The organism is Kiloniella laminariae (assembly GCF_027214005.1).
In the GTDB taxonomy this organism is placed as follows: Bacteria; Pseudomonadota; Alphaproteobacteria; order Kiloniellales; family Kiloniellaceae; genus Kiloniella; species Kiloniella laminariae_A.
Genome location: NZ_JAPWGY010000003.1, coordinates 436,657 through 455,914 on the forward strand (window position 1 = coordinate 436,657; position 19,258 = coordinate 455,914).

The window sequence follows — 19,258 nt, forward strand, 5'->3', positions numbered from 1 at the left end:
AGCGAGAGATGAAAAGTCAGGCGCTGGCTTAATTTGCCGGAGCCTGACTTTGTTTATGTTCAGGGGTATAGGACGCAGAAAATCTCTACGGGTAGCAAAGAGAAAGGTTCAGTCAAACACCTCTTCGCTATAAGCCCCATAGAAAGATGAGCGTTCGATCCAGCCGCTGATATCCCTGATTTCAACCTGACACCAGTCATCACTATTACAGGATTCGAGTTCTCCGATAACGCCGGCCTCGGCCTGGGCTATCGGGCGACTATTACTGTCGGGGTCGTCATAGAGAGTGCGCAAGGTACCCGTGATCATGACACTGCGCTGACCCTTGAGCATGCTCTGATGGACCCAGCCCTGGGTTCCCTGCCAGTCCTTTATCTGCCGCCAGGTATCGAACTCGTCGATAATCTCAACCGGCAATCCCTTCCGATGATAGATCCAGCTGATGGGATAGCGAATGCCGGGACCAGCGCGCACGTTCACCTGTCCCGAACGAAAGCTGACAAACCGTGGCAGGGGAAGGCCGCTGGGCCCGACAGTCCGGGGAGCCTCTTCCTTACTGCTCTCGGCAAAAGCGGGGGGCATTGTCGGAGGTATGAAAAAAAACAGGCCAAAAAGAAGAGAGGCGATGATAGCCAGGGCAGGGAATTTCATAGGAAGTCTTTTCTGGGAGCGTAGAATTCGCGGGCTTTTTTTCATTTCTTTATATTCAACGCACTTAACAAAACAAAGATCTAACAGCAGCGAGCCTACAGTCAGCAGCCTTCGCTGGCTACTATTTATCGAATCACCTGCTTCTGGCTCTTGGCAAAGCCAATCTTCACAGCCTAAACTGAAATGGAATCAGTCGGTCAGTCATTAAATGCCTGAAGGTGTAGCGTAGATCCAGAAGAGAAAACGCTGGATATACAGGTTGAATGCCAAAAGGTGAAATACTGTCCATAAAGGCTGTCTGGCCAGTATCAGCAACGGGGAACCCTTGAATTCATGCCACAAAAAAAACCCCTTGTGATTGTCACACGCCGTCTTCCGGATGCAATCGAAACCCGGATGATGGAACTTTTTAACTGCCGATTGAATCTTGACGACAAGCCCTTTACCCAGAAAGAACTTATTGCAGCAGCCAAAGAGGCTGATGTTCTTGTTCCGACGGTAACAGACCGGGTTGATGCAGGGGTATTGGCCCAGGCGGGGCCGAATCTGCGTTTGATCGCGTCTTTTGGAACCGGAGTGGATCACATCGATCTGCCCACCTGTCGCCAGCGCGGTATTACGGTTACCAACACTCCAGGTGTCTTGACGGAAGATACCGCCGATATGACGATGGCCCTTATTCTGGCTGTGTCACGCCGTCTTACCGAAGGCGTAAAGCTGATCAAGTCGGGAGAGTGGACAGGCTGGAGTCCGACAGGGATGTTGGGACACCGTATCTGGGGCAAGCGCCTCGGGATTATCGGCATGGGAAGGATTGGACAGGCTGTTGCCCGTCGGGCAAGAGGTTTTGGCCTTTCAATTCACTATCACAATCGCCGCAAGGTGCATCCTGATATTGAGAACGAGCTGGAAGCGACCTACTGGGAAAGCCTGGACCAGATGCTCTCGCGTATGGATGTGATCTCGGTTAACTGTCCCCATACGCCTGCAACGTTCCATCTGCTGTCGAGCCGCAGGTTAAAGCTGCTGAGCGAACGGGCGATTATTGTCAATACCAGCCGTGGCGAAGTCATTGATGAGAACGCTTTGGCGCGTTTGATTGAGGGAGGAGAAATCGCCGGGGCTGGTCTGGATGTTTTTGAACAGGAGCCTGCGATCAATCCTAAACTGTTACGGCAGGATAATGTGGTGCTGTTGCCTCACATGGGGTCAGCGACGATAGAAGGTCGGCATGCCATGGGGGAGAAGGTCATTATCAATATCAAGACCTTTGCCGACGGGCATACGCCCCCTGACCGGGTTGTTGAGGCGATGTTCTAGTTGTATGGCTGGTATTCCCTCTTGAAAAAGAAGTGCTGTAAACAAAAAAAGGCCGGATTTCCGGCCTTTTTTTACGAGGTTTCTTCGGGCTCTTTTGAACACAATATCCTGTAGTTCAATATTCCGGCTTTCTGGTGGCATGACAAATTTGGCCTTTTCTGCCGGAAATACGGTGACTCTGCTGTATAGCTGGTTTTGGGTGATTCATATTGTCGATTCTCGGCGATTTTTATAAGATAAAAATAGAAAATGACGTCGGCACAAGATGTAGTATTGACGTAGTGTCAAAATTAGGGCATTCCAATCTCGTGATTATACCAATAACTGCTTTTGCGCTACAGAGGCCGCAATTGAAACGGGATTGGTCCAGGATAATCGATCATTGATTGATCAAAGTTATTTCGTTCGATCTCCAATCTGACGAACGCTGAACAAAAAGCGGTACTGATATCATCAGCACCGCTTTTTGTTTTTTTAACCCGCCTCATTGAAATCTGATCAGAATCTATTGGGTGAGCTTGAGTTTAACCCAATTTTCAACAGCTTCTGTGTAGGTTTCAAGAACCCTGCTGACAGCAACGTTTTTTTTGAGCGCTTCACACCAGATTTGGATAGGTTCGGGGAACGCGCAAGACTGCTCCAGGACATGGAACATTTTTGTGGCAAGCAGGAAAGTCGGGGCAAAACCGCAGTCAGCAAAGGTTATTTCCGAGCCGGCAATGTAGGGCTTGAAACTGCCGAGCCGAGTGAGCATTTCCGTGTGTTTTATAAATTCTGCGTGTTTCTCGGAAACAATCCCGGCGTCGCGGATTGAGGGTGCCATGTGCTTGAAGAGAACCCGCAGAGATGGTTCCAGTTTGAGATCGTGAAACCGGGATAACATTCTGACATTGGCTCTGGCTGCGATATCTTTCGGCATCAGAGCGGGGAGAGGGTAACGCTCTTCCAGGTATTCGAGGATTGTTTCTGATTCACTCAGGACCACATCACCATCAATGATGGCCGGCACGGTGCCTGTCGGGATGATCTGTTTATAACTCTCCGAGGCGTAGCCGTCAGGCGGAAGTTTCTGATCAGCTTCCAGTTTTTTAACTGCAAGGGCGATTTGGACTTTCGCGCCAAAATTACTGATAGGCACAGTGTAGAGAATCATATGCAGGATCTCATGTTGATGGATAAAGACCGTTGTACCTGTTAAAGTGAAGATGGAAAACGGGCTGAAATAAATCCAGCCCGTCTTATCAGAAAAATCCGGTAATGATCCCGAGAATCAGTCTGCGAGTTTCCACTTGCGGGCAAGATCGTTGAAAAATCCGCTGGATTTCTTCAATTCTATCCAGTGATTCAGATAGTTGATCCAGACCTGATCCTCTTGTGCCACCAGCATGGCAAGCGGCGTTGGCGAGCGAGGTTCAGCAACAGGGACGATTGCCATCTCGGCATATTTCTGGATCAGGGTTGCAGCCTCTACATTCGAGGTGATGTGAACCAGTGCACGCCCGGAAATAACTTCCTGAAAATCGCGGGCGGGGGCTTCAACAGATTTCAGGGTTGCCTGGGGAAAATATTCTTTTGCCTGTTGTTCCTGGACGGTTCCCAGTGTTGTTGCGACAGTAATGTCTGGTTGGTTGATGTCTTCCCAGCTGTTAAAGCGGGCGAGATTTTTTTTCAGTGTGAGGGGGACTGTGCCAACCTGATAGTAACTGTCGGTGTAACCAGCAACGGCCATGCGTTTGGGGTTGAGAGATGCACTGGTCGTAATGTCATATTTATCAGCAACAACGCCGTTGATCAGTGTTTTCCAGTCTGTAGGAACAAAAGTCACGTCAACGCCCATGTCTTTGGCCAGTTCCGTAACGACGTCGATATCAAAACCTTCGTAACTGTCATTGCTTGTATTTTTGATGGACATGGGGTTCCAGTCCCCTGTCGTGCCGACCCGGAGTTCACCAGAGCTGAGAATCTTATGCAGGCGGGACTGGTCAGCCGCCTGGGCCAGGGAAAAAGTTCCGGCAACCAGAAAGGTGATAAAGGGGAGGATGACGTGAAGTTTCATCATGGGTGTTCCGGGGTTACAGCTATTGAAGGGAGGGGTGAAGCAGAACGAGTGTAGAACATTTCGAGGCAGGGAGCCAGTTCGTCTCCAAAAAACAGCTGTTATTCTGGATCAAAGATTTGTGAAAGAAACAATCGTCGGGGCGCTGAAAGGCTCTTTTATTACCGATAGTGTTACAGCTGAATCACCCGATCGGCAATTTTCTCTGCATCGCTTGGCAGGTGGGTGACCATGAGGGTGAGAAGGCTGTTTTCCTTGTGCAGGGATCTGACCAGCGACAGCATTTCCTCTCGCAAGGCGGGGTCGAGAGCGCTGAAAGGTTCATCAAGCAAGAGGATCGGACGATGGCGAACCAGACAGCGGGCGAGAGCAACCCGCTGACGTTGGCCTCCGGAGAGCTCCGCAGGGAATCTTTTGTTCAGACCTTCCAGGCTGATACTTGCCAGAGCGGTTTGAATCTCCTTGTGATCTTTTGGACTTAAACGCAGGCCTGGATGTAATCCGAGGCCGATGTTCTGCTCAACAGTCAGATGGGCAAAGAGATTGTGCTCCTGAAACAGCGTGGTGACCGGGCGTCGGGCCGGGGGGAGCGAGAGGAGATCTTCGCCATTAAAACTCAGCTTACCTGCAAGTGGTGTCTCAAAGCCTGAAATCAGATTGAGCAGGGTCGATTTTCCCACACCGGAAGGGCCAGTAATTGCAACAAGCTCCCCGGGATTTATCGCAAGATTGAACGTGAGGGGGCTATTGCTGTTGTTATAGCTGAATCGGATCTGGTCAAGGATGAGGCCTGATCGGGAAACGGATTGAGAGGGAAGGGCTTTGTGTTCAGATCCCATGTGCTACGCTTTCTGGTTTCCGATGACGCGGTTTGACAAATGGCAGGGTCATTCCTCTGGCGACAAGTCGATCAATCACGATAAAAAGGGTAAGGCTTTGAAGACAAAGCAAGAAAGCTACTGCTGCGGCGTCTTCAAAACGATAGCTCCCCATTTTCTGATACATGTAAAGGGGCAAGGTGGTGAAATCCTGTGTGCCAAACAGGGCGATGACGCTGAGGTCCCCGGTTGAGAGGGCGACCGCAAGGCCCAACGCCAACCCGACCGATTGCCGGGTCTGGGGCCAATCGATCAGACGCAAACGATTCAGGCCGCGGATATCCAGACTGCTGCACAGGAGATCACTCTTCTGAGCCGCTGCCTCAAAAGCCGGAGAAACAAGGCGTAACACAAAAGGCAGGGCCATAAGGGCGTTAACCGCGATAACCAGAAGCGGGGCGAGCAATGACAGACCACTGCTGTTTTTCAGGGTAATGAACAATCCGGTTGCCAGGACAAAAGGAGGCAGCAGCAAGATCAGCGAACCGGAAAAGTCGATCACACCTGACAAGGTGCCAGCATAGGGAGTTTGGCCCAATCGGGAGGGTAGATGTAGACTTCGCAAAGCCAGTGCGAGGCCGATGGCAAGAAGTAATGACAGCAGTCCGGCCAACAGGGAAACCATCAGGCTGGTCAGTGCCGCATCCCATAATCTGCTTTCGCTGAGGGTAATAAAAAACCGCGGGTTTATGGCTTTCCAGATCGTTGCCAAGAGAGGGGGGAGAACCAGCAGTGCCATCAGGAAAAGCGCCAGCGTGTCGGTGATTTTTGCTCCGGGTTTATCTGCGTCAAACCGTTTGGTCTGACGGTCTTCCGTTTGGCTGAGGGGCATGCGCCGTATAAATTTTCGCCCCAGCAGCAAGATCGCGAAACAGAGTATAAGCTGAGTCATTGCCAGGGTGGCAGCCTTAGGAATATCAAAATCAAATCGCAAGGCCTGATAGATGGCAACTTCCAGTGTGTTGGTTGAGGGGCCACCTCCCAAAATTAACACGATGATGAAGGAGGTAAAACAGAGCAGGAAAACCAGACCGCAGGAGGCAGGCAGTATTTTACGCAAACCGGGCCATTCAATCAGGCGGAATATATCCCGATCCGACATGCCGAGCTGAGCAGTACTGCGCCAGTATTCCCGGGGCAAAGTCTCGAGAGTCTCTAGGAAAATCCTTGTCAGGAGGGGGGCGTTGAAAAATACGTGGGCAATGAGAATACCCGTCAGGCCATAGAGATAACTGCTGGTCTCGTAATTGAAAAAACCAAGAATTTGATTAACCCACCCCTGGCGACCATGGACGGCTATAATGCCAAAAACCCCGACGATGGTCGGAACAATCAGGGAAAGACTGGCCAACTGAAGGAACAGACGCCGTCCGGGAAGCTTCGGGCGTCGAGAGAGTGCGCGGGCAACCGGTATAGCCAAGAGTGTCGCCAGAGCTGTACTGACAAACGCCTGAAAAAAAGTGAAGGCTGTCAGGCGCCAGAGATAGCTGTTGTCCAAAAACCGAAGGGGATTCAGATCCGTGATCTGGCTGAGCAGTCCGGAAAAAGCCAGCCCCAGTACTGTGCCGATAAATACCAGACTGAACAGGCCGGGCCATAAAAGCTCGAAAGAACGTTTCTGTCTGGAAGGCGTGAAGTACCGGGGCATGGCTGAGATCCGTAATTAACGCTCGACAGCCGAGAGCCAGCTGTCAATCCAGATCTGACGATGGGTCTGTACGTCCTCTGGGCTGTACAGCAGGGATTTCGACGGCTTTGCGAGTTCGTTAAAGGTGCCTGGAAGTTTCTCGCCCAGGTCAATAACAGGATACATCCAGTTGCCTGTGGGGATCTGGCTCTGGAAAGATTCGCTGCTGATGAAAGAGAGGAACTCCTGGGCAAGCTCAGGCTCGGAAGCGTTTTTCAGTTGTCCGGCGACTTCGACCTGCATGTAGTGCCCCTCCTCAAAAATAGCAGCTTTATACTGGTGTTTTTCCTCGGCGATGATGTGGTAGGCCGGAGAGGTAGTGTAGCTGAGAACCATGTCGGCTTCCCCATCGAGAAACAGTCCATAAGCTTCCCCCCACCCTTTGGTGATGGTGACAATTTTGGGAGACAGTTTTTTCCAGGCATCAGCAGCCTTATCTCCATAGACCTTCTGGATCCAGAGCATCAGGCCAAGACCCGGTGTTGCGCTGCGGGGATCCTGGATGATGATTTTCAGGTCTGGATTGTCATTAATCAACTGATCGAGGCTGCCAGGAACTGTTGCCAGTTTCTCGCTATCATAAACAAAGGCAAAATAGCCGTAGTCGAAAGGGATAAAATGGCTGTCAGTCCAGGTGATCGGCAGGGAAAATTTCGCCTGATCCAGATTGCTGGGGGCGAACAGTCCGGTTGCTGTTGCTTCTGCCGTCAGGTTTGTGTCCAGTCCAAGGACGACATCAGCCGGGCTTTCGGCCCCTTCTAGTTTCAATCGGCTCAAGAGTCCAACGGAAGAATCAACCGCAACAAATTTGAGATCACAATTACAGACGCTTTCAAATGCCTCTTCAACCTTGGGGCCAGCACCCCATTCGGCGGCAAAAGAATCGTAGGTATAGACGGTCAGGACTTTTTTTTCATCGGCGCTGGCATTCAGGCTCAGGCCAAGAGTAAGTGCAGCAGCTGTAATAGCTGTCATTGTTGTGCGCAGGATCATGCGACGCTCCATAGTTTTGTGGGGCGGGCAAGGACCTGAAAAATCTGGAAGCATATATGAGGAATCTGCCCTTGTGGGAGATTCGTATCCAGTCTTCAATTCCCTCCGCCGGTATTAACCGGTTCAGGTTCGACGGGTTTATTTCCGCAGTAATGGAAATCTCTCAGCCCGATTTGGGCACCCCGTTGAGACCGTCGAGAGCTTAAACCTTTCGCTAACCCCCAGCAAGAGGGGAAAGCCGTTCGCCAAGGCAAGACAGCGAACAAGATTATATCTCTACGGCCTGGTGGCGAAGAGCTGGAGTTCGACTGGTATGAGGGGTTTGTTGATAAAGACGATGAGTGATCACAAGCAGGTGGTGGATTGCTCTCACCAGATATTTTTCGATATCTTGTATGGTATATTCTCTTATAAAACCACTGGGCCGGAAGCTGTAATATCAGCTCCGGCCCAGTGGTTATTCCCGATCTCAACTCGCGTGTCAGACTGCGGGAGATTTTTGATTTCTGAGAGTGAACTTGAGGAAGAAGTATCCGCTCAGAGCTGCCACCAGTGACCCGCTGAGAACGCCGATCCGTACCTGTCCGCCCATTGCTGGACCTTCAAAAGCCAGCCCGCCAATAAAGAGACTCATGGTAAAGCCGATTCCGGTCAGCAGCGACAGGGCGTAGATATGACGCCAGTTCAGATCTTCAGGCAGGCGACAGAACCTGGCTTTGACCGCCAGCCAGGTGAAACCGAAGACTCCGATCTGTTTGCCGAGGAACAGACCTGCGGCAATCCCCAAAGTAAGGGGGGTGACCGCAGACTCGAAAGTGATCCCGGCAAGGGAAACCCCGGCATTGGCAAAGGCAAATATGGGCAGGATCATATAGGCAACCCAGGGGTGAAGGCTGTGTTCCAGATCACAAAGCGGGCTTGGGCTGCCTTTGTTTTTACCTTTGAGGGGAATGGCAAAACCGATGGCGACGCCAGCCAAGGTGGCATGAACACCGGATTTCAGCACACAGACCCAAAGAACAATGCCGACAAGAATGTAGGGTGTCTTGGCTGTCACACCAACCCGGTTCAGAACGAAAAGGCCGATCAGGGCGACTGCTGCCAAGCCAAGGGAGACAACGGAGAGTTCTGCCGTGTAGAAGAGGGCGATAATAACGATGGCCCCGAGATCGTCGATAATGGCGATGGCCGTCAGGAGAATCTTGAGCGACAGGGGGACCCGGTTGCCGAGCAGAGCCATAATGCCGAGGGCAAAAGCAATATCTGTTGCAGAAGGTATCGCCCAGCCGTTGATATTATCGGCTTCCCCCCAGTTGAAACCGACAAAGATCAGCGCCGGAATTGCCATACCGCCAATTGCAGCCACGGTGGGCAGAGCGATCTGGTCTTTTGAGGAGAGCTGTCCTTCGAGGATCTCGCGCTTTAACTCAAGGCCGATCAACAGGAAGAAGACAGCCATGAAACCATCATTGATCCAGAGCAGAACAGGCTTTGACAGGGCCAGATCACCCAGGGCAATGGTGAAGGGAGTGGCGAGGGAGTCCGCATAGAGCGATGCCAGCGGAGAGTTGGAGAAAAGCAGCGCCAGAAGTGCTGCAAGAATAAGAATTATTCCCCCGGCGGATTCCAGCTGGAGAAAGTTTTTGATCATTCTGGCTGGCATGCAGCGATCTCCTGGATGTCGTTGAAGCGGGTGTCGTTAACCCTTGTGATCTGAACTATATGGGGCCTGTTGCCTGATTACTATAATCGTTTTATTGTTAATTTGTAATAGTTTTAAACTATCAATGATGAACTCATGGCAAAACCGACCATCCGGCAACTCGAATATTTCCTGGCGATCGCCGAAGATCTGCACTTCCGCAAGGCGGCGGAACGGCTTCATGTCAGCCAACCGACCCTGAGCGACCAGATCCGCGAACTGGAATATCGTTTGGGGGTTGTTTTGCTGGAACGCAGCCGTCAGTCCGTGGCCCTGACACCGGTAGGGGAGGATCTGGTCGAGCGCGCCCGCTATCTGTTGCGTGATCTGGATGATTTCTGTGATGCTGCCAAATCTGCCAGCGGGATGCTTGGGGGTAAAATCCGGTTGGGTATTGCGCCCACCATCGGTCCTTATCTGATGCCCAAGGTCATCCCCCAGCTGCACAAACGCTATCCGGATCTCAAGCTCTATATCCGCGAGGATCGCTCGAGGGTACTGGAGCAGTCGTTGCGCGACGGTGTACATGATCTGGTGATGACGGCTTTGCCGGTTCGGGATGATAATCTGGAAAATTTCCTGCTGTTCAAGGAGCCGCTTTTGCTCGGGATGCCCAGAGATCACCCTCTGGCACACCGAACAGAGATCGAACCACAGGATCTGGCGGGTGAATCTGTTTTGTCGCTGGGGGCGGGGCACCGCCTGTTTGAGCAGGTGCAGCGGCTTTGTGAGGAACTGGGGGCGTCTGTCCAGACGGACTATGAGGGTACCAGTCTGGATGCCTTGCGCCAGATGGTCGGGATGGGCATGGGGGTTTCTTTTTTCCCAAGCCTTTACGTCCTGTCGGAGATCACGAACGATGATCAGGTGGTTGTCCGCCCGCTGAAATCAGTGGTTGCGCAACGCCAGATCGGGTTGGTCTGGCGCCACAAATCCCCCCGTTCCAAAGATTGTCGGGCATTCGGGGAGGATATCCTCTCTGCTATTCGACAGGGGCCGTTTCAGGATTTTCTGACTTCCTGAACCGCGATAGAGTGTTTCCTTTTTGGCTTTCAATACCTTACTCCAGAGCGCAATATATCAAGGAACAATCCAGTTGCTTCTCCAGCTATAAAGCCTTCTTTGTCTAGTGCTGAAGCCGGGGATAACTCCCGGGTCTCGATCATAATTGCCTGCAGGTGAATTTTTCAAAAAAATATAGGGAATGAAGCGTTGGGAAGGCTTGATTTCGAGATTGTAACCAGACAGTAACCACAAGGCTTGGCCGCGATCTTCAAGATGTCTATACAAGTTACTTTTTTCTTCCTATCATGCAGGAAGCTGGCAAGGACAAGACCCTCAAAAAAACGGTCAAACCGGGGTCGGACTTGAAGTGACAAGAATAAAAGGCCGGCTAGAAGCCGGGGAATATCAACAGGAAGGCACAAGAAAACAATGACCTGGATTAATACGGTTGCCTATGAAGATGCAACAGGACGCCTCAAGACGCTTTATGATCGCGTAAAGGGGCCGGATAACAATGTCGACAACATCATGATGGCCCACAGCCTGCGCCCGCACAGCATGGAAGGGCACATGACCATCTACAAGTATGTGCTGCACCACAGCGGGAACAAGGTGCCGAAGTGGCTGCTGGAGGCCTGTGGGGTCTATACCAGCCACCTCAATGGCTGTGATTATTGTTTTGAACATCATTTTTCCGGGATGAAGCGCTTGCTGGGCGACGATGATCGCAGCGCGAAAATCCGGGCGGCTTTTCTGCGTGATGATCCGGCACAGGCTTTTGTTGGGGATGAGCTGCAGATCATGCACTATACTCGCAAACTGACGCTAACCCCGGCCAAGATGGTTGAGGCAGACGTGGCGATCTTGCGCGAAAGCGGACTTGATGATGGCAAGATCCTGGAGATAAACCAGGTGGTCAGCTATTTCAACTATGCCAACCGGACCGTTCTGGGGCTCGGCGTCAATACCAGCGGAGATATTCTGGGATTGTCGCCAAACCAGTCGGATGATCCGGACAACTGGAACCACAGCTAAGGGTAGTCCACCCTTGTTGTAAAACGGCATAAAAGCCGGGTCCGCAATCGGGCCCGGCTTTTATGCTGCTTGTGCCCGGGTTCTCTGTTGCGTTCCAGATCCTTTTGATGTGGAATTTGACGGGGCTTTTATCGCGGGGCAATCGATGTCATAAGCGGGAAGAGATTACACCTATCAGCCCGGTAATCCGGGCCACTGCCGGAATCAAACTTATGACAGATCACCTTGTTGTTCTTGACCAGCTGCCGACTGCGACCGAATTTTATCGGTCCTACTGGAACCGTCGCCCTTTTGTTGTGCGGGGTGCCATAGCCGCCGATGTGATGGGCGAGCTGATTTCCGGGGAAGAGCTGGCCGGTCTTGCCATGGAAGAAGCCCCACAGTCGCGCATGGTCCGCACCGCGGGGGCAAAACAGAACTGGTCCTGTGATTTTGGCCCCTTTGCCGAGAAAGACTTCACCAAAGCTGGAGAAAAAAACTGGAGCCTGCTGGTCCAGCATGTGGAGCAGTTCCATCCGGAAACGTCCGTGCTTTTACGCGCGTTCAGTTTTGCCCCGCGCTGGCTGATGGATGACATTATGGTCAGCTTCTCGGCGCCCGGTGGTTCGGTTGGCGGGCACATTGACAGCTACCACGTCTTTCTGGTGCAGGGGGAAGGCAAGCGGCGCTGGAAAATTGGCCGTGAAGCCATCGAACAAGAACACTATATCGAAGATATCCCGCTGAAAGTCCTGAGCGAAGAGTTTATTGGGGACGACGTTGAGGTGACCTCCGGGGATGTGATCTATGTGCCGCCGCGTTTTGCCCATGAAGGCACAACGCTGGAAAGCGCACTGACCTATTCTGTCGGGTTCCTCGGGCCAAAACTCTCGGAACTCTTTTCCGGCTACGCACAGTACCTTGCCGAGTTCGAGGATCTGGACCAGCGCTATGTCGGTGCCGGGCTGGACGAGGGTAGTGCTGGCTTTATGCTGGATCGTTCCGCTGTTGACAGCCTGCGCCAAAGCTTTGCCGCGCCATTGGCTTCTGAAGATTTCACCCAGTGGCTGGTCGAGTTTTTCACCGCTTCGTCGCATGAGGATTTCGGGGACTATAGCGAGCGCGAGGAAATGCTCTATGACGATGAATTCGAAGGGGAGCTGAAAGACGGAGCCAGTCTGATCAAGCCGGAATATGTCAAGTTTGCCATCACAGCGGCAGCCGAAGGCGGTTTCGCTCTGGGGTTTGACAGCCAGAGCTTCTCGCTGGATGAAAAGCTGTTCCCGCTGGTGCAGATGTTTATGAAAGAAGAGCTGGTCAATTCGAAGAGCTATCCAGACCTTTTTGAACATCCGGCCTATCTGGAATTCCTGCTGGAGCTGTATAACCATCAGGCGCTGGAATTCGCCTGATGGGGGCACTTGGCTTCCAATGAAGCCGCTGGGCTCTTATGCCGTCAGCTTTCTCGTCCGGGCAGAAAATATTTGCCCGGCTTTAGGGTTTAATCCTGCTTGTTTATACGTTGGATGATTTCGGAAATCCGTGACCAGTTTTGTAGAGCCATTGGTATAACCAGAGCTGCTTCGACGAATTCCCATGAATAGTTGATGATTGAGAATATCGTTCCAACAGTTGTTTCCATACCCGTTGCAGCAACCCAGAGATTAAAAGCAATAAAGCCGAAAAATACGGCAAATATCAGGCCATAGAGACAGGCTTCTGTGTCAGACAGACTGATTTCGATCCTCCGTAACTTGTCGAGGTGCTCCAGGACGGCATGTTTCGACTTTTGTTCCAGTATATTGACCTGTTGTTCGGACTGCTGATTGTGGTCAGCATTCAATCGATAAAACCTGCGATGACAAAAGGCATAGAGGGTTATGACCAGGGCAGTTGCTATAAGAGCGGCATTACAAAGAACCGGGTTAAACACATACAGGACGATAAGTGAGACGGCGATCTGGACGAAAGAATTCATTATCGTGGGTATTTCCTGTTCCAGAAAATCAACCAGTTCCCGCGCCATCCCCAACCGTGCATTCAGGGTTGAAACCGGTACCTTGTCTGAGCGGAAAATCTGGGTTTTCCCAACTTCCACACGAATTGCCCCGTAAACACGGGTGTCATAAATTCGGCGGAGTACGGCAATGATCATAAGGAGTGCAAGGACAATACCCAGGTGCTGATATGCATCCATGCTGTCTTTTAAAAGCCCGTCGATGGCAAATCCGATAAACAGGGGGACGATCGCGACGAGCCCGGTTTCGCAAAGCGTCAGCAACCATGTCAAAAGGACGGGACGGAAAAATGCAGTGAGTAACGAGGCAATTGTCAGTGTTCTGTTTTCCAGCATCTGATTTGTTCCTGTCCGGCAACCATTTTAATAAACTGTATTTTATTAAATAAACGAACGTTCGTTCATATGTAATCGAATAATATGGAACTGGAACGTTATGTTTCAAGTATTGTTTGTTGGCCTGTGTCTGGGCTTGCTGCCCTTATCTGATTTCTTTTGGGTTGATATAACCGCAGAAAAGAGTTTTTTTGATTCCGGACAGGGGCCAAACCCCGATCGGGAAGGATACAGAGATGTTCAAGGCAATGATCCTGCTCAAGCGCAGGGAAGACGCGACACACGAAGAGTTTGCCCAATGGTGGTTACAGGGACACCGCCCCCTGGCAGAACAGCTTCCCGGTTTAAAACGTGCCGTGTTCAATCTGGCACAGAAAGATCCGGCAAGTGATTATGATGGTGTGTCAGAGCTGTGGTTTGAAAGTAAAGCAGATTTCGATGCGGCCTATGCATCGGATATCGGCAAGGCCGTTGCCCGGGATTCGCTTGATAATGTGGCATCGCGCACCCGTCTGTTTGTTGACGAGCATATCATAAAATCCTGATGGCGCGCCTTGGCAGTTTGATCATCCTTATATACAGTCGCTCAAATCCAGAGGCGCTGAAAGGCCGAGCTTAAACAGCGACCAGTCTGCATCCGTTACGAAGCATTGTTCTGGCGTAAGGTTCCGATAATTTTTTGTATTGTAGAGAGGAACCGGGCGCGCTCTTCTTCTGACAAGTTCACCAATGCAGCGGCATTCTGCTGCCGTGCGGCTTCGTAGGCCTGATCGCGGACCAGCCGGGCTTTTTCTGTCAGCCAGATCTGTTGTGCGCGGGCATCTGACGGGTGCCGGGTTCTTTTAATCAGCAGGTCACGCTCCATGCGCGTGAGTGTATTGGCAAGGGTGGCCTGCTCGATGTCGAGTTTTGCCAGCAGCTCCTTTTGTGTAATACCATCCTCTTCCCAAAGTTCGAGTAACACAGGAAACTGGCCTGTAACGATCCCGAGGGGCGCGATTTTTTCCTGCAACCCTTTTGCGAAGAGGCGAGCCATATGATTGACCAGGAAGCCTGCCGATTTTTCTTTGTCGAATGTCATGCTGCATTTATGGACTTGCATAGCTTGCTATGCAATATTATATAGCATGCTATTCAATATTGGTTTGATAGAAATCTGCGTTCAGGAGTCAAAGATGAAAAGAAATATTCATGCCTTTGCGGGGGCCGTTGCTTTTTTAACAATTCTGGGTTTTTGGGGAATGACGGTTGTAAGTGAGTTGTTTGGCAGCGATCAAACAATTGCCACGGTTAAGGGCGGCATTCTGCAGGGGATGTTTGTTTTGATTCCGGCAATGGTGATTGTCGGTGGCTCAGGCATGTCGATGGGGCGCAAACGGCGTGATGCCCCTGCGGTGGCCAAGGAAAAGCGTATGCCTTTGATTGCCGCAAACGGGCTTTTGATTTTATTACCTGCGGCTTTTTATCTGGCGTCCAAATCAGCGGCAGGAGAATTTGATGCGGGGTTTTATACCGTGCAGGGTCTGGAGCTGATTTTCGGGGCGCTCAATATCGGCATGATGAGCTTGAATATTCGCGATGGTCTGGTGATGACGGGACGTCTGAAACGCCGGAAACAAGCTGAAAAACCACTGTAAGATTCATAACCGGAGTGTTTAGTCAGAAGGAGGTGTCCAACGGAAGGCCTGGACACGACCAACGTTTTTCAGCTTCAGGCCCGGTAGACCATCCTCATCGGATAGATTTTCACAGCTTTTCTGAATTTCGGTGGGGAGCAGGTTTTCAAAGCGGTTGGTCATGAAAACCGTGCCGGGGTCGGCACGGGCTTCCAGACGGGCGGCGAGATTGACGATTTCGCTCAGCAGGCTGAACCCGGGATAGGCGGTGGGCAGGGACAGCAGGGTCACCGGACCATAGGACAAACCGATGCGCGCGCCCTGGGTTTCGATCACCCGGTCGATACTGTCCTGCCAGACACTGGCGGTGTTCTGGGCCAGAGTATGAATACGGGCGGCAACCTGCAGGATTTTGGGTGCATTGACCTTGTGATGCACACCCCAGACCGCGAGCAGACCATCGCCCTGTACCCGATCAACCAGTGCACCGCTTTCAATCAGGATATCGCGCGCGCCATCACAAAAGGCACTGAGCATCTTGTGTGCCAGGGCGATGTCGCTGGTTTCGCGGACAAAAGCGCTGTAAGAGCAAAAATCCATCGCCATGACGCAGCAGTCGTCAATCGGCTGATCGAGCTTTTCATCAAATGTTTCCCAACCGTTTAACGAGCCAAAATGAAACTCGTACAGTTCCTTGTCGACAGCCATTACTCTTCCACCCAATCAACGCGAATCATCGCTTTTCTTTGCACGCGGCAATAGAGAGGAAGAGATCGGGCTTCACAAGGAAAATTGCTGTGATAAAGCAAATTTGATCTATTCGTTTACGATCATGTCAAAGCCGCCATAGATGACGCGTTTTCCATCAAAGGGCATGGAATTGCTATCCATGTTCATTTCCGGGTCACTCATGACCTTTGCCATGCCAGCATTGCGGGTTTTGCTGTCTGGCCAGATAATCCAGGAAAAGATAACGGTTTCATCTTCCTGGCACTGTACCGCCATGGGGAAAGAGGTGATCTTGCCTTCGGGAACATCATCACCCCAGCATTCAACAAGCTGTAATGCCCCGTATTTTTTAAAAATCCGGGCCGCGGTTTTGGCAAAATCAATATACTTCTGTTTGTTGGCGGTCGGAACCGCGGCAACGAAACCATCTACATAAGATCCACTGGTTTGAGACATTGTTTTATCCTTTCAGAGTGAAGGGGAATTTTCTAATCTGGCAGTGAAAACAAAACTGTAATATCTGGTTTTTAGATTTCTTTATTCGCGATCAGGGACTGCGCGAGTTCATTCAATTGATCGGCAGCGGCATTCCAGCCTTGTTCAAATCCCATTTCCAGGTGCTTTTGTCTGGCATCTTCCGAACTGTGGCGGGCGCTCCAGACCATGCGCGTGCCTGTTGATCCTTCGTCTGAAAGCTCGACAACGCCAGTCATGAATGACTCGGCTCGGGGCATGAAGCCTTCGCTATAGGAGTCACTGAAGATGAGGCGTTCTTGCGGGATGACCTCAAGGAAGCTGCCGATGGTATCGATCCGTTCGCCATTCGGGCCAGCCATGACCAGATTCATCCGGCCACCGGGCCTTGCATCCAGATCGGCTTCCGGTACTGTCCAGGGTTTGGGGCAGAACCATTGTTTGATCAGCTTTGTCTCTGTCCAGCACCGCCAGACAGTCTCTCGCGGTCCGTTAATGACCCGGGTGATGCTAAGGGTATAATCTGGGGAAGTGCTCATGGGCTTGTTCCTTTGGGCCGACTAGGCGTTGGCGGGCATCTGTGTCGTGTCAAACCAGAAAGGCTCCCAGATATGGCCGTCGGGATCGGCAAAGGCCCGCCCGTACATAAAGCCGAGATCCTGTGTATCGCGCACCACGCTGCCACCCTGGTCCAGGGCGGTGTCCACCATCTGGTCGACCTCTGCCCGGCTATTGAGCGACAAGGCAACGAGGGCTTAGCTGGATGTGTGTGCGTCTGCAATCTTGCGGGGGGTGAAGCCCTGGAACTTTTCATGGGTGAGCAACATGGCGTAATTGTGCTCGCTGATAGCCATGCAAAGCGCGGTATCATCTGAAAAACCCGGGTTAAAGGAAAACCCCAGTTTCTCAAAAAATATTTTGGAGTGTTCGAGATTGGCAACGGGAAGATTGATAAAGAGTTTTCTGCTCATGATCGGCTCTCAAGTTTCAGGAACGGTTGAATAACAGACAGATATAACGTTTCAGGTGGTCGATACTTTCCCCGGCGATTTCAGCGCCGCCATTGGCCTTGGCCAGAATAAAGGCGCCTTGCAGAACCGCCTGGCTGTGCAGGGCCAGGCTTTTGGCACTCCAGTCCGGCTTCATCCCGGCGCGGGCGAGAGCCTCGGCAATATCGGCCTCGATTTTGGCGGCGTGGCCGCTGATGGAGGCTTCACAGGCCGCACGGATTGCCGGGGCTGTGTCGTAGGTCTCCTGGACCATGGTGCCAACCAGACAGGTGAATTCCCTGACCTCGCCCTGAAGGATAGCCCGGCGAAAATCGAGATAGCCGAGCACCCGTTCCAGCGGGTCCTGATGGTCGTGGTAGGGGGCAGTGGCAAAAAATATCCCTGTCATTTCAGACCAGTGGTTTGCCGCGGCAACCCCGAGCTCTTCCTTGCTTTTGAAGTGATGGAAAAACGCGCCCTTGGTTACCCCGGCCTCGCGGCAAAGGTCATCGACACTGGTCGCGCAGTAACCTTTGGCCCGGATCAAACTGAAAGCAGCATCCAGTAACTTTGCACGGGCATCCGGTTTATTCGGTTTTGATCGGGTTGTGTTGCTCATAACAAATTAAGTACCGACCAGTTGGTATGTTGTCAAGGATGAATAATTATCCTTGAGTAGTGATGGGTTGATGATTCGGGAAGAATGTTTGAATTATTCGTGCTATGGGTGTGTTGTGTGATGGATTAAGGCTGAGGTTATTGATGGCAAAGGGTGTGTTCGTTCATCGTGCTGATTCGATCTATGATGATTTTCCAGAAGAGCAGTACCAATTTCCGAAGCGTTATTTGAAGCGTGCTCAGAAGTTTGAAAAAGATTGGATTGTTTACTATGAACCTCGTGGGGGTGGTGGACGCTTAGGGTATACGGCGATTGCAAAAATAGACCGGATCGAGCCAGACCAGCAGAAGGAAGATATGTTCGTTGCCCATATTGCACCGGGTACATTTCTTTCTTTTGAAAAATTTGTCCCTTTTCGAACGGAAGATGGTTTTCGAGAATCTGACCTGAAGAAGCCTGATGGAGCTTTAAATGGCGGGTTGATTCAATGGGCCATCCGCCCAATTTCAGATCGGGATTTCAACGATATCGTCCTAGAGGGTTTTCCAGAGGAAACAGCCTTTCTACCGCGTGCAAATGAATACCAACAAGAATCAAATCTCCCACCCGGGCTCTCAGATGAAGCTTCAGAGTTTACCTTTGACGATGAGCGTTCCCGGGTTGAGCAAACGATCTCACGTATTCCAAGGGATCGGGTGTTCCGGCGGCATGTTTTAGACGCTTATGATCGCCGTTGTGCAATCACTGGGTTGCAGTTGATTAATGGGGGCGGCAGGGCAGAAGTCGAGGCTGCACATATAAAACCCGTTGCCGCGAATGGCCCAGATACGGTTAGAAATGGAATTGCTTTATCCGGCACAGTTCACTGGATGTTTGACCGTGGCTTGATCTCTTTGAGCGATGATTTGGATATATTAGTTTCCCGCCAAGTGAATGATCCAACACAAATTCACCGACTGATTAATACGAGCGGTAAAGCGAACGTCCCTGAAAATCCAGCGCTGCGTCCTCACCCTAAATACTTGGGCTGGCACAGAGAAAAATGTTTTAAAGCCTGATTGTGATAATGATTTGGGGTAGTTTGGCGCACCCGACAGGATTCGAACCTGTGACCTCTGCCTTCGGAGGGCAGCACTCTATCCAGCTGAGCTACGGGTGCCTGTGATATCCCT

22 protein-coding genes, 1 tRNA gene and 1 riboswitch are annotated in these 19,258 nt (G+C 51.4%); of the genes, 7 read left to right on the forward strand and 16 right to left on the reverse strand.

Going from position 1 to position 19,258, the window contains the following annotated elements; all coding sequences use genetic code 11:
* Window positions 1–108: 108 nt before the first annotated feature.
* Window positions 109–651, reverse strand: coding sequence for an SH3 domain-containing protein (locus O4H49_RS11080; protein ID WP_269423487.1), 543 nt, complete (start codon window positions 649–651; stop codon window positions 109–111).
* A gap of 333 nt (window positions 652–984) precedes the next feature.
* On the opposite strand from O4H49_RS11080, the gene O4H49_RS11085 reads away from it, so the two are divergent.
* Window positions 985–1,971, forward strand: a complete 987-nt coding sequence (locus O4H49_RS11085) for a 2-hydroxyacid dehydrogenase (protein ID WP_269423488.1) — start codon at window positions 985–987, stop codon at window positions 1,969–1,971.
* Window positions 1,972–2,476: 505 nt separating this feature from the next.
* Here O4H49_RS11085 and O4H49_RS11090 read toward each other — a convergent pair.
* The 6 genes from O4H49_RS11090 to nhaA form a co-directional block, all read right to left on the reverse strand.
* On the reverse strand, window positions 2,477–3,124 hold the full coding sequence (locus O4H49_RS11090) for a glutathione S-transferase family protein (RefSeq protein WP_269423489.1): 648 nt from the start codon (window positions 3,122–3,124) through the stop codon (window positions 2,477–2,479).
* Between the two features lie 117 nt (window positions 3,125–3,241).
* Complete coding sequence (locus tag O4H49_RS11095) at window positions 3,242–4,030, reverse strand: transporter substrate-binding domain-containing protein (protein ID WP_269423490.1); 789 nt, start codon at window positions 4,028–4,030, stop codon at window positions 3,242–3,244.
* A gap of 170 nt (window positions 4,031–4,200) precedes the next feature.
* Window positions 4,201–4,866, reverse strand: a complete 666-nt coding sequence (gene thiQ, locus O4H49_RS11100; RefSeq protein WP_269423491.1) for a thiamine ABC transporter ATP-binding protein — start codon at window positions 4,864–4,866, stop codon at window positions 4,201–4,203.
* Entirely contained in the window at window positions 4,856–6,553 is a 1,698-nt protein-coding gene (gene thiP / locus O4H49_RS11105; RefSeq protein WP_269423492.1) for a thiamine/thiamine pyrophosphate ABC transporter permease, read from the reverse strand. Before thiP ends, thiQ begins: the two co-directional genes overlap by 11 nt.
* 15 nt (window positions 6,554–6,568) lie before the next feature.
* A complete protein-coding gene (gene thiB, locus O4H49_RS11110; RefSeq protein WP_269423493.1) occupies window positions 6,569–7,585 on the reverse strand; it encodes a thiamine ABC transporter substrate binding subunit in 1,017 nt (338 codons plus the stop codon).
* A gap of 82 nt (window positions 7,586–7,667) precedes the next feature.
* Window positions 7,668–7,780: riboswitch (TPP riboswitch) on the reverse strand.
* A 286-nt stretch (window positions 7,781–8,066) separates the two neighbouring features.
* A complete protein-coding gene (nhaA, locus tag O4H49_RS11115; protein ID WP_269423494.1) occupies window positions 8,067–9,248 on the reverse strand; it encodes a Na+/H+ antiporter NhaA in 1,182 nt (393 codons plus the stop codon).
* 135 nt (window positions 9,249–9,383) lie between these two features.
* Here nhaA and O4H49_RS11120 point away from each other — a divergent pair, with 135 nt between their 5' ends.
* From O4H49_RS11120 to O4H49_RS11130, 3 genes are all read left to right on the forward strand, one after another.
* Window positions 9,384–10,310 (forward strand): hydrogen peroxide-inducible genes activator, encoded by a 927-nt coding sequence (locus O4H49_RS11120; RefSeq protein ID WP_269423495.1) that lies wholly within the window; start codon window positions 9,384–9,386, stop codon window positions 10,308–10,310.
* A gap of 411 nt (window positions 10,311–10,721) precedes the next feature.
* On the forward strand, window positions 10,722–11,327 hold the full coding sequence (locus tag O4H49_RS11125) for a carboxymuconolactone decarboxylase family protein (RefSeq protein ID WP_269423496.1): 606 nt from the start codon (window positions 10,722–10,724) through the stop codon (window positions 11,325–11,327).
* Between the two features lie 212 nt (window positions 11,328–11,539).
* Entirely contained in the window at window positions 11,540–12,718 is a 1,179-nt protein-coding gene (locus O4H49_RS11130) for a cupin domain-containing protein (RefSeq protein ID WP_269423497.1), read from the forward strand.
* 89 nt (window positions 12,719–12,807) lie between these two features.
* Here the strand turns inward: O4H49_RS11130 and O4H49_RS11135 are convergent, their stop codons facing one another.
* Complete coding sequence (locus O4H49_RS11135) at window positions 12,808–13,659, reverse strand: ABC transporter six-transmembrane domain-containing protein (RefSeq protein ID WP_269423498.1); 852 nt, start codon at window positions 13,657–13,659, stop codon at window positions 12,808–12,810.
* Window positions 13,660–13,895: 236 nt separating this feature from the next.
* Here O4H49_RS11135 and O4H49_RS11140 point away from each other — a divergent pair, with 236 nt between their 5' ends.
* The gene (locus O4H49_RS11140) at window positions 13,896–14,204 is read left to right on the forward strand and encodes an EthD family reductase (protein ID WP_269423499.1); all 309 of its coding nucleotides are present in this window, start codon (window positions 13,896–13,898) and stop codon (window positions 14,202–14,204) included.
* Between the two features lie 95 nt (window positions 14,205–14,299).
* On the opposite strand, the gene O4H49_RS11145 is transcribed toward O4H49_RS11140, so the two are convergent.
* A complete protein-coding gene (locus tag O4H49_RS11145; protein WP_269423500.1) occupies window positions 14,300–14,695 on the reverse strand; it encodes a MarR family winged helix-turn-helix transcriptional regulator in 396 nt (131 codons plus the stop codon).
* 4 nt (window positions 14,696–14,699) lie between these two features.
* Here O4H49_RS11145 and O4H49_RS11150 point away from each other — a divergent pair, with 4 nt between their 5' ends.
* Window positions 14,700–15,296, forward strand: a complete 597-nt coding sequence (locus O4H49_RS11150; RefSeq protein ID WP_269423501.1) for a hypothetical protein — start codon at window positions 14,700–14,702, stop codon at window positions 15,294–15,296.
* 18 nt (window positions 15,297–15,314) lie between these two features.
* On the opposite strand, the gene O4H49_RS11155 is transcribed toward O4H49_RS11150, so the two are convergent.
* The 6 genes from O4H49_RS11155 to O4H49_RS11175 form a co-directional block, all read right to left on the reverse strand.
* Window positions 15,315–15,983 carry an adenylate/guanylate cyclase domain-containing protein gene (locus tag O4H49_RS11155; RefSeq protein ID WP_269423502.1) on the reverse strand — a complete coding sequence of 223 codons (669 nt, stop codon included), beginning with the start codon at window positions 15,981–15,983 and terminating at the stop codon, window positions 15,315–15,317.
* Between the two features lie 108 nt (window positions 15,984–16,091).
* Window positions 16,092–16,460 carry a DUF1428 domain-containing protein gene (locus O4H49_RS11160; protein WP_269423503.1) on the reverse strand — a complete coding sequence of 123 codons (369 nt, stop codon included), beginning with the start codon at window positions 16,458–16,460 and terminating at the stop codon, window positions 16,092–16,094.
* A 71-nt stretch (window positions 16,461–16,531) separates the two neighbouring features.
* Window positions 16,532–17,017 (reverse strand): SRPBCC family protein, encoded by a 486-nt coding sequence (locus O4H49_RS11165; RefSeq protein WP_269423504.1) that lies wholly within the window; start codon window positions 17,015–17,017, stop codon window positions 16,532–16,534.
* 21 nt (window positions 17,018–17,038) lie between these two features.
* Entirely contained in the window at window positions 17,039–17,221 is a 183-nt protein-coding gene (locus tag O4H49_RS20615; RefSeq protein ID WP_331283758.1) for a hypothetical protein, read from the reverse strand.
* A 12-nt stretch (window positions 17,222–17,233) separates the two neighbouring features.
* Complete coding sequence (locus tag O4H49_RS11170) at window positions 17,234–17,449, reverse strand: VOC family protein (protein WP_269423505.1); 216 nt, start codon at window positions 17,447–17,449, stop codon at window positions 17,234–17,236.
* A gap of 16 nt (window positions 17,450–17,465) precedes the next feature.
* Window positions 17,466–18,086, reverse strand: a complete 621-nt coding sequence (locus tag O4H49_RS11175) for a TetR/AcrR family transcriptional regulator (protein WP_269423506.1) — start codon at window positions 18,084–18,086, stop codon at window positions 17,466–17,468.
* A gap of 143 nt (window positions 18,087–18,229) precedes the next feature.
* Here O4H49_RS11175 and O4H49_RS11180 point away from each other — a divergent pair, with 143 nt between their 5' ends.
* Window positions 18,230–19,144 (forward strand): HNH endonuclease, encoded by a 915-nt coding sequence (locus O4H49_RS11180; protein WP_269423507.1) that lies wholly within the window; start codon window positions 18,230–18,232, stop codon window positions 19,142–19,144.
* A gap of 24 nt (window positions 19,145–19,168) precedes the next feature.
* On the opposite strand, the gene O4H49_RS11185 is transcribed toward O4H49_RS11180, so the two are convergent.
* A tRNA-Arg gene (locus tag O4H49_RS11185) sits at window positions 19,169–19,245 on the reverse strand.
* Window positions 19,246–19,258: the final 13 nt, after the last annotated feature.

Bases quoted from the DNA above. Each gene is read 5' to 3' on its own strand.
- O4H49_RS11130 (WP_269423497.1), top strand. From the start codon at position 11,540: ATGACAGATCACCTTGTTGTTCTTGACCAGCTGCCGACTGCGACCGAA.
- O4H49_RS11140 (WP_269423499.1), top strand. From the start codon at position 13,896: ATGTTCAAGGCAATGATCCTGCTCAAGCGCAGGGAAGACGCGACACAC.
- O4H49_RS11120 (WP_269423495.1), top strand. From the start codon at position 9,384: ATGGCAAAACCGACCATCCGGCAACTCGAATATTTCCTGGCGATCGCC.
- thiQ (WP_269423491.1), bottom strand. From the start codon at position 4,866: ATGGGATCTGAACACAAAGCCCTTCCCTCTCAATCCGTTTCCCGATCA.
- O4H49_RS11170 (WP_269423505.1), bottom strand. From the start codon at position 17,449: ATGAGCAGAAAACTCTTTATCAATCTTCCCGTTGCCAATCTCGAACAC.
- O4H49_RS11180 (WP_269423507.1), top strand. From the start codon at position 18,230: ATGGCAAAGGGTGTGTTCGTTCATCGTGCTGATTCGATCTATGATGAT.
- nhaA (WP_269423494.1), bottom strand. From the start codon at position 9,248: ATGCCAGCCAGAATGATCAAAAACTTTCTCCAGCTGGAATCCGCCGGG.
- O4H49_RS11160 (WP_269423503.1), bottom strand. From the start codon at position 16,460: ATGTCTCAAACCAGTGGATCTTATGTAGATGGTTTCGTTGCCGCGGTT.
- O4H49_RS11155 (WP_269423502.1), bottom strand. From the start codon at position 15,983: ATGGCTGTCGACAAGGAACTGTACGAGTTTCATTTTGGCTCGTTAAAC.
- O4H49_RS11080 (WP_269423487.1), bottom strand. From the start codon at position 651: ATGAAATTCCCTGCCCTGGCTATCATCGCCTCTCTTCTTTTTGGCCTG.
- O4H49_RS11145 (WP_269423500.1), bottom strand. From the start codon at position 14,695: ATGGCTCGCCTCTTCGCAAAAGGGTTGCAGGAAAAAATCGCGCCCCTC.
- O4H49_RS11125 (WP_269423496.1), top strand. From the start codon at position 10,722: ATGACCTGGATTAATACGGTTGCCTATGAAGATGCAACAGGACGCCTC.
- O4H49_RS11165 (WP_269423504.1), bottom strand. From the start codon at position 17,017: ATGAGCACTTCCCCAGATTATACCCTTAGCATCACCCGGGTCATTAAC.
- thiP (WP_269423492.1), bottom strand. From the start codon at position 6,553: ATGCCCCGGTACTTCACGCCTTCCAGACAGAAACGTTCTTTCGAGCTT.
- O4H49_RS11090 (WP_269423489.1), bottom strand. From the start codon at position 3,124: ATGATTCTCTACACTGTGCCTATCAGTAATTTTGGCGCGAAAGTCCAA.
- O4H49_RS11175 (WP_269423506.1), bottom strand. From the start codon at position 18,086: ATGAGCAACACAACCCGATCAAAACCGAATAAACCGGATGCCCGTGCA.
- O4H49_RS11135 (WP_269423498.1), bottom strand. From the start codon at position 13,659: ATGCTGGAAAACAGAACACTGACAATTGCCTCGTTACTCACTGCATTT.
- O4H49_RS11095 (WP_269423490.1), bottom strand. From the start codon at position 4,030: ATGATGAAACTTCACGTCATCCTCCCCTTTATCACCTTTCTGGTTGCC.
- thiB (WP_269423493.1), bottom strand. From the start codon at position 7,585: ATGATCCTGCGCACAACAATGACAGCTATTACAGCTGCTGCACTTACT.
- O4H49_RS11085 (WP_269423488.1), top strand. From the start codon at position 985: ATGCCACAAAAAAAACCCCTTGTGATTGTCACACGCCGTCTTCCGGAT.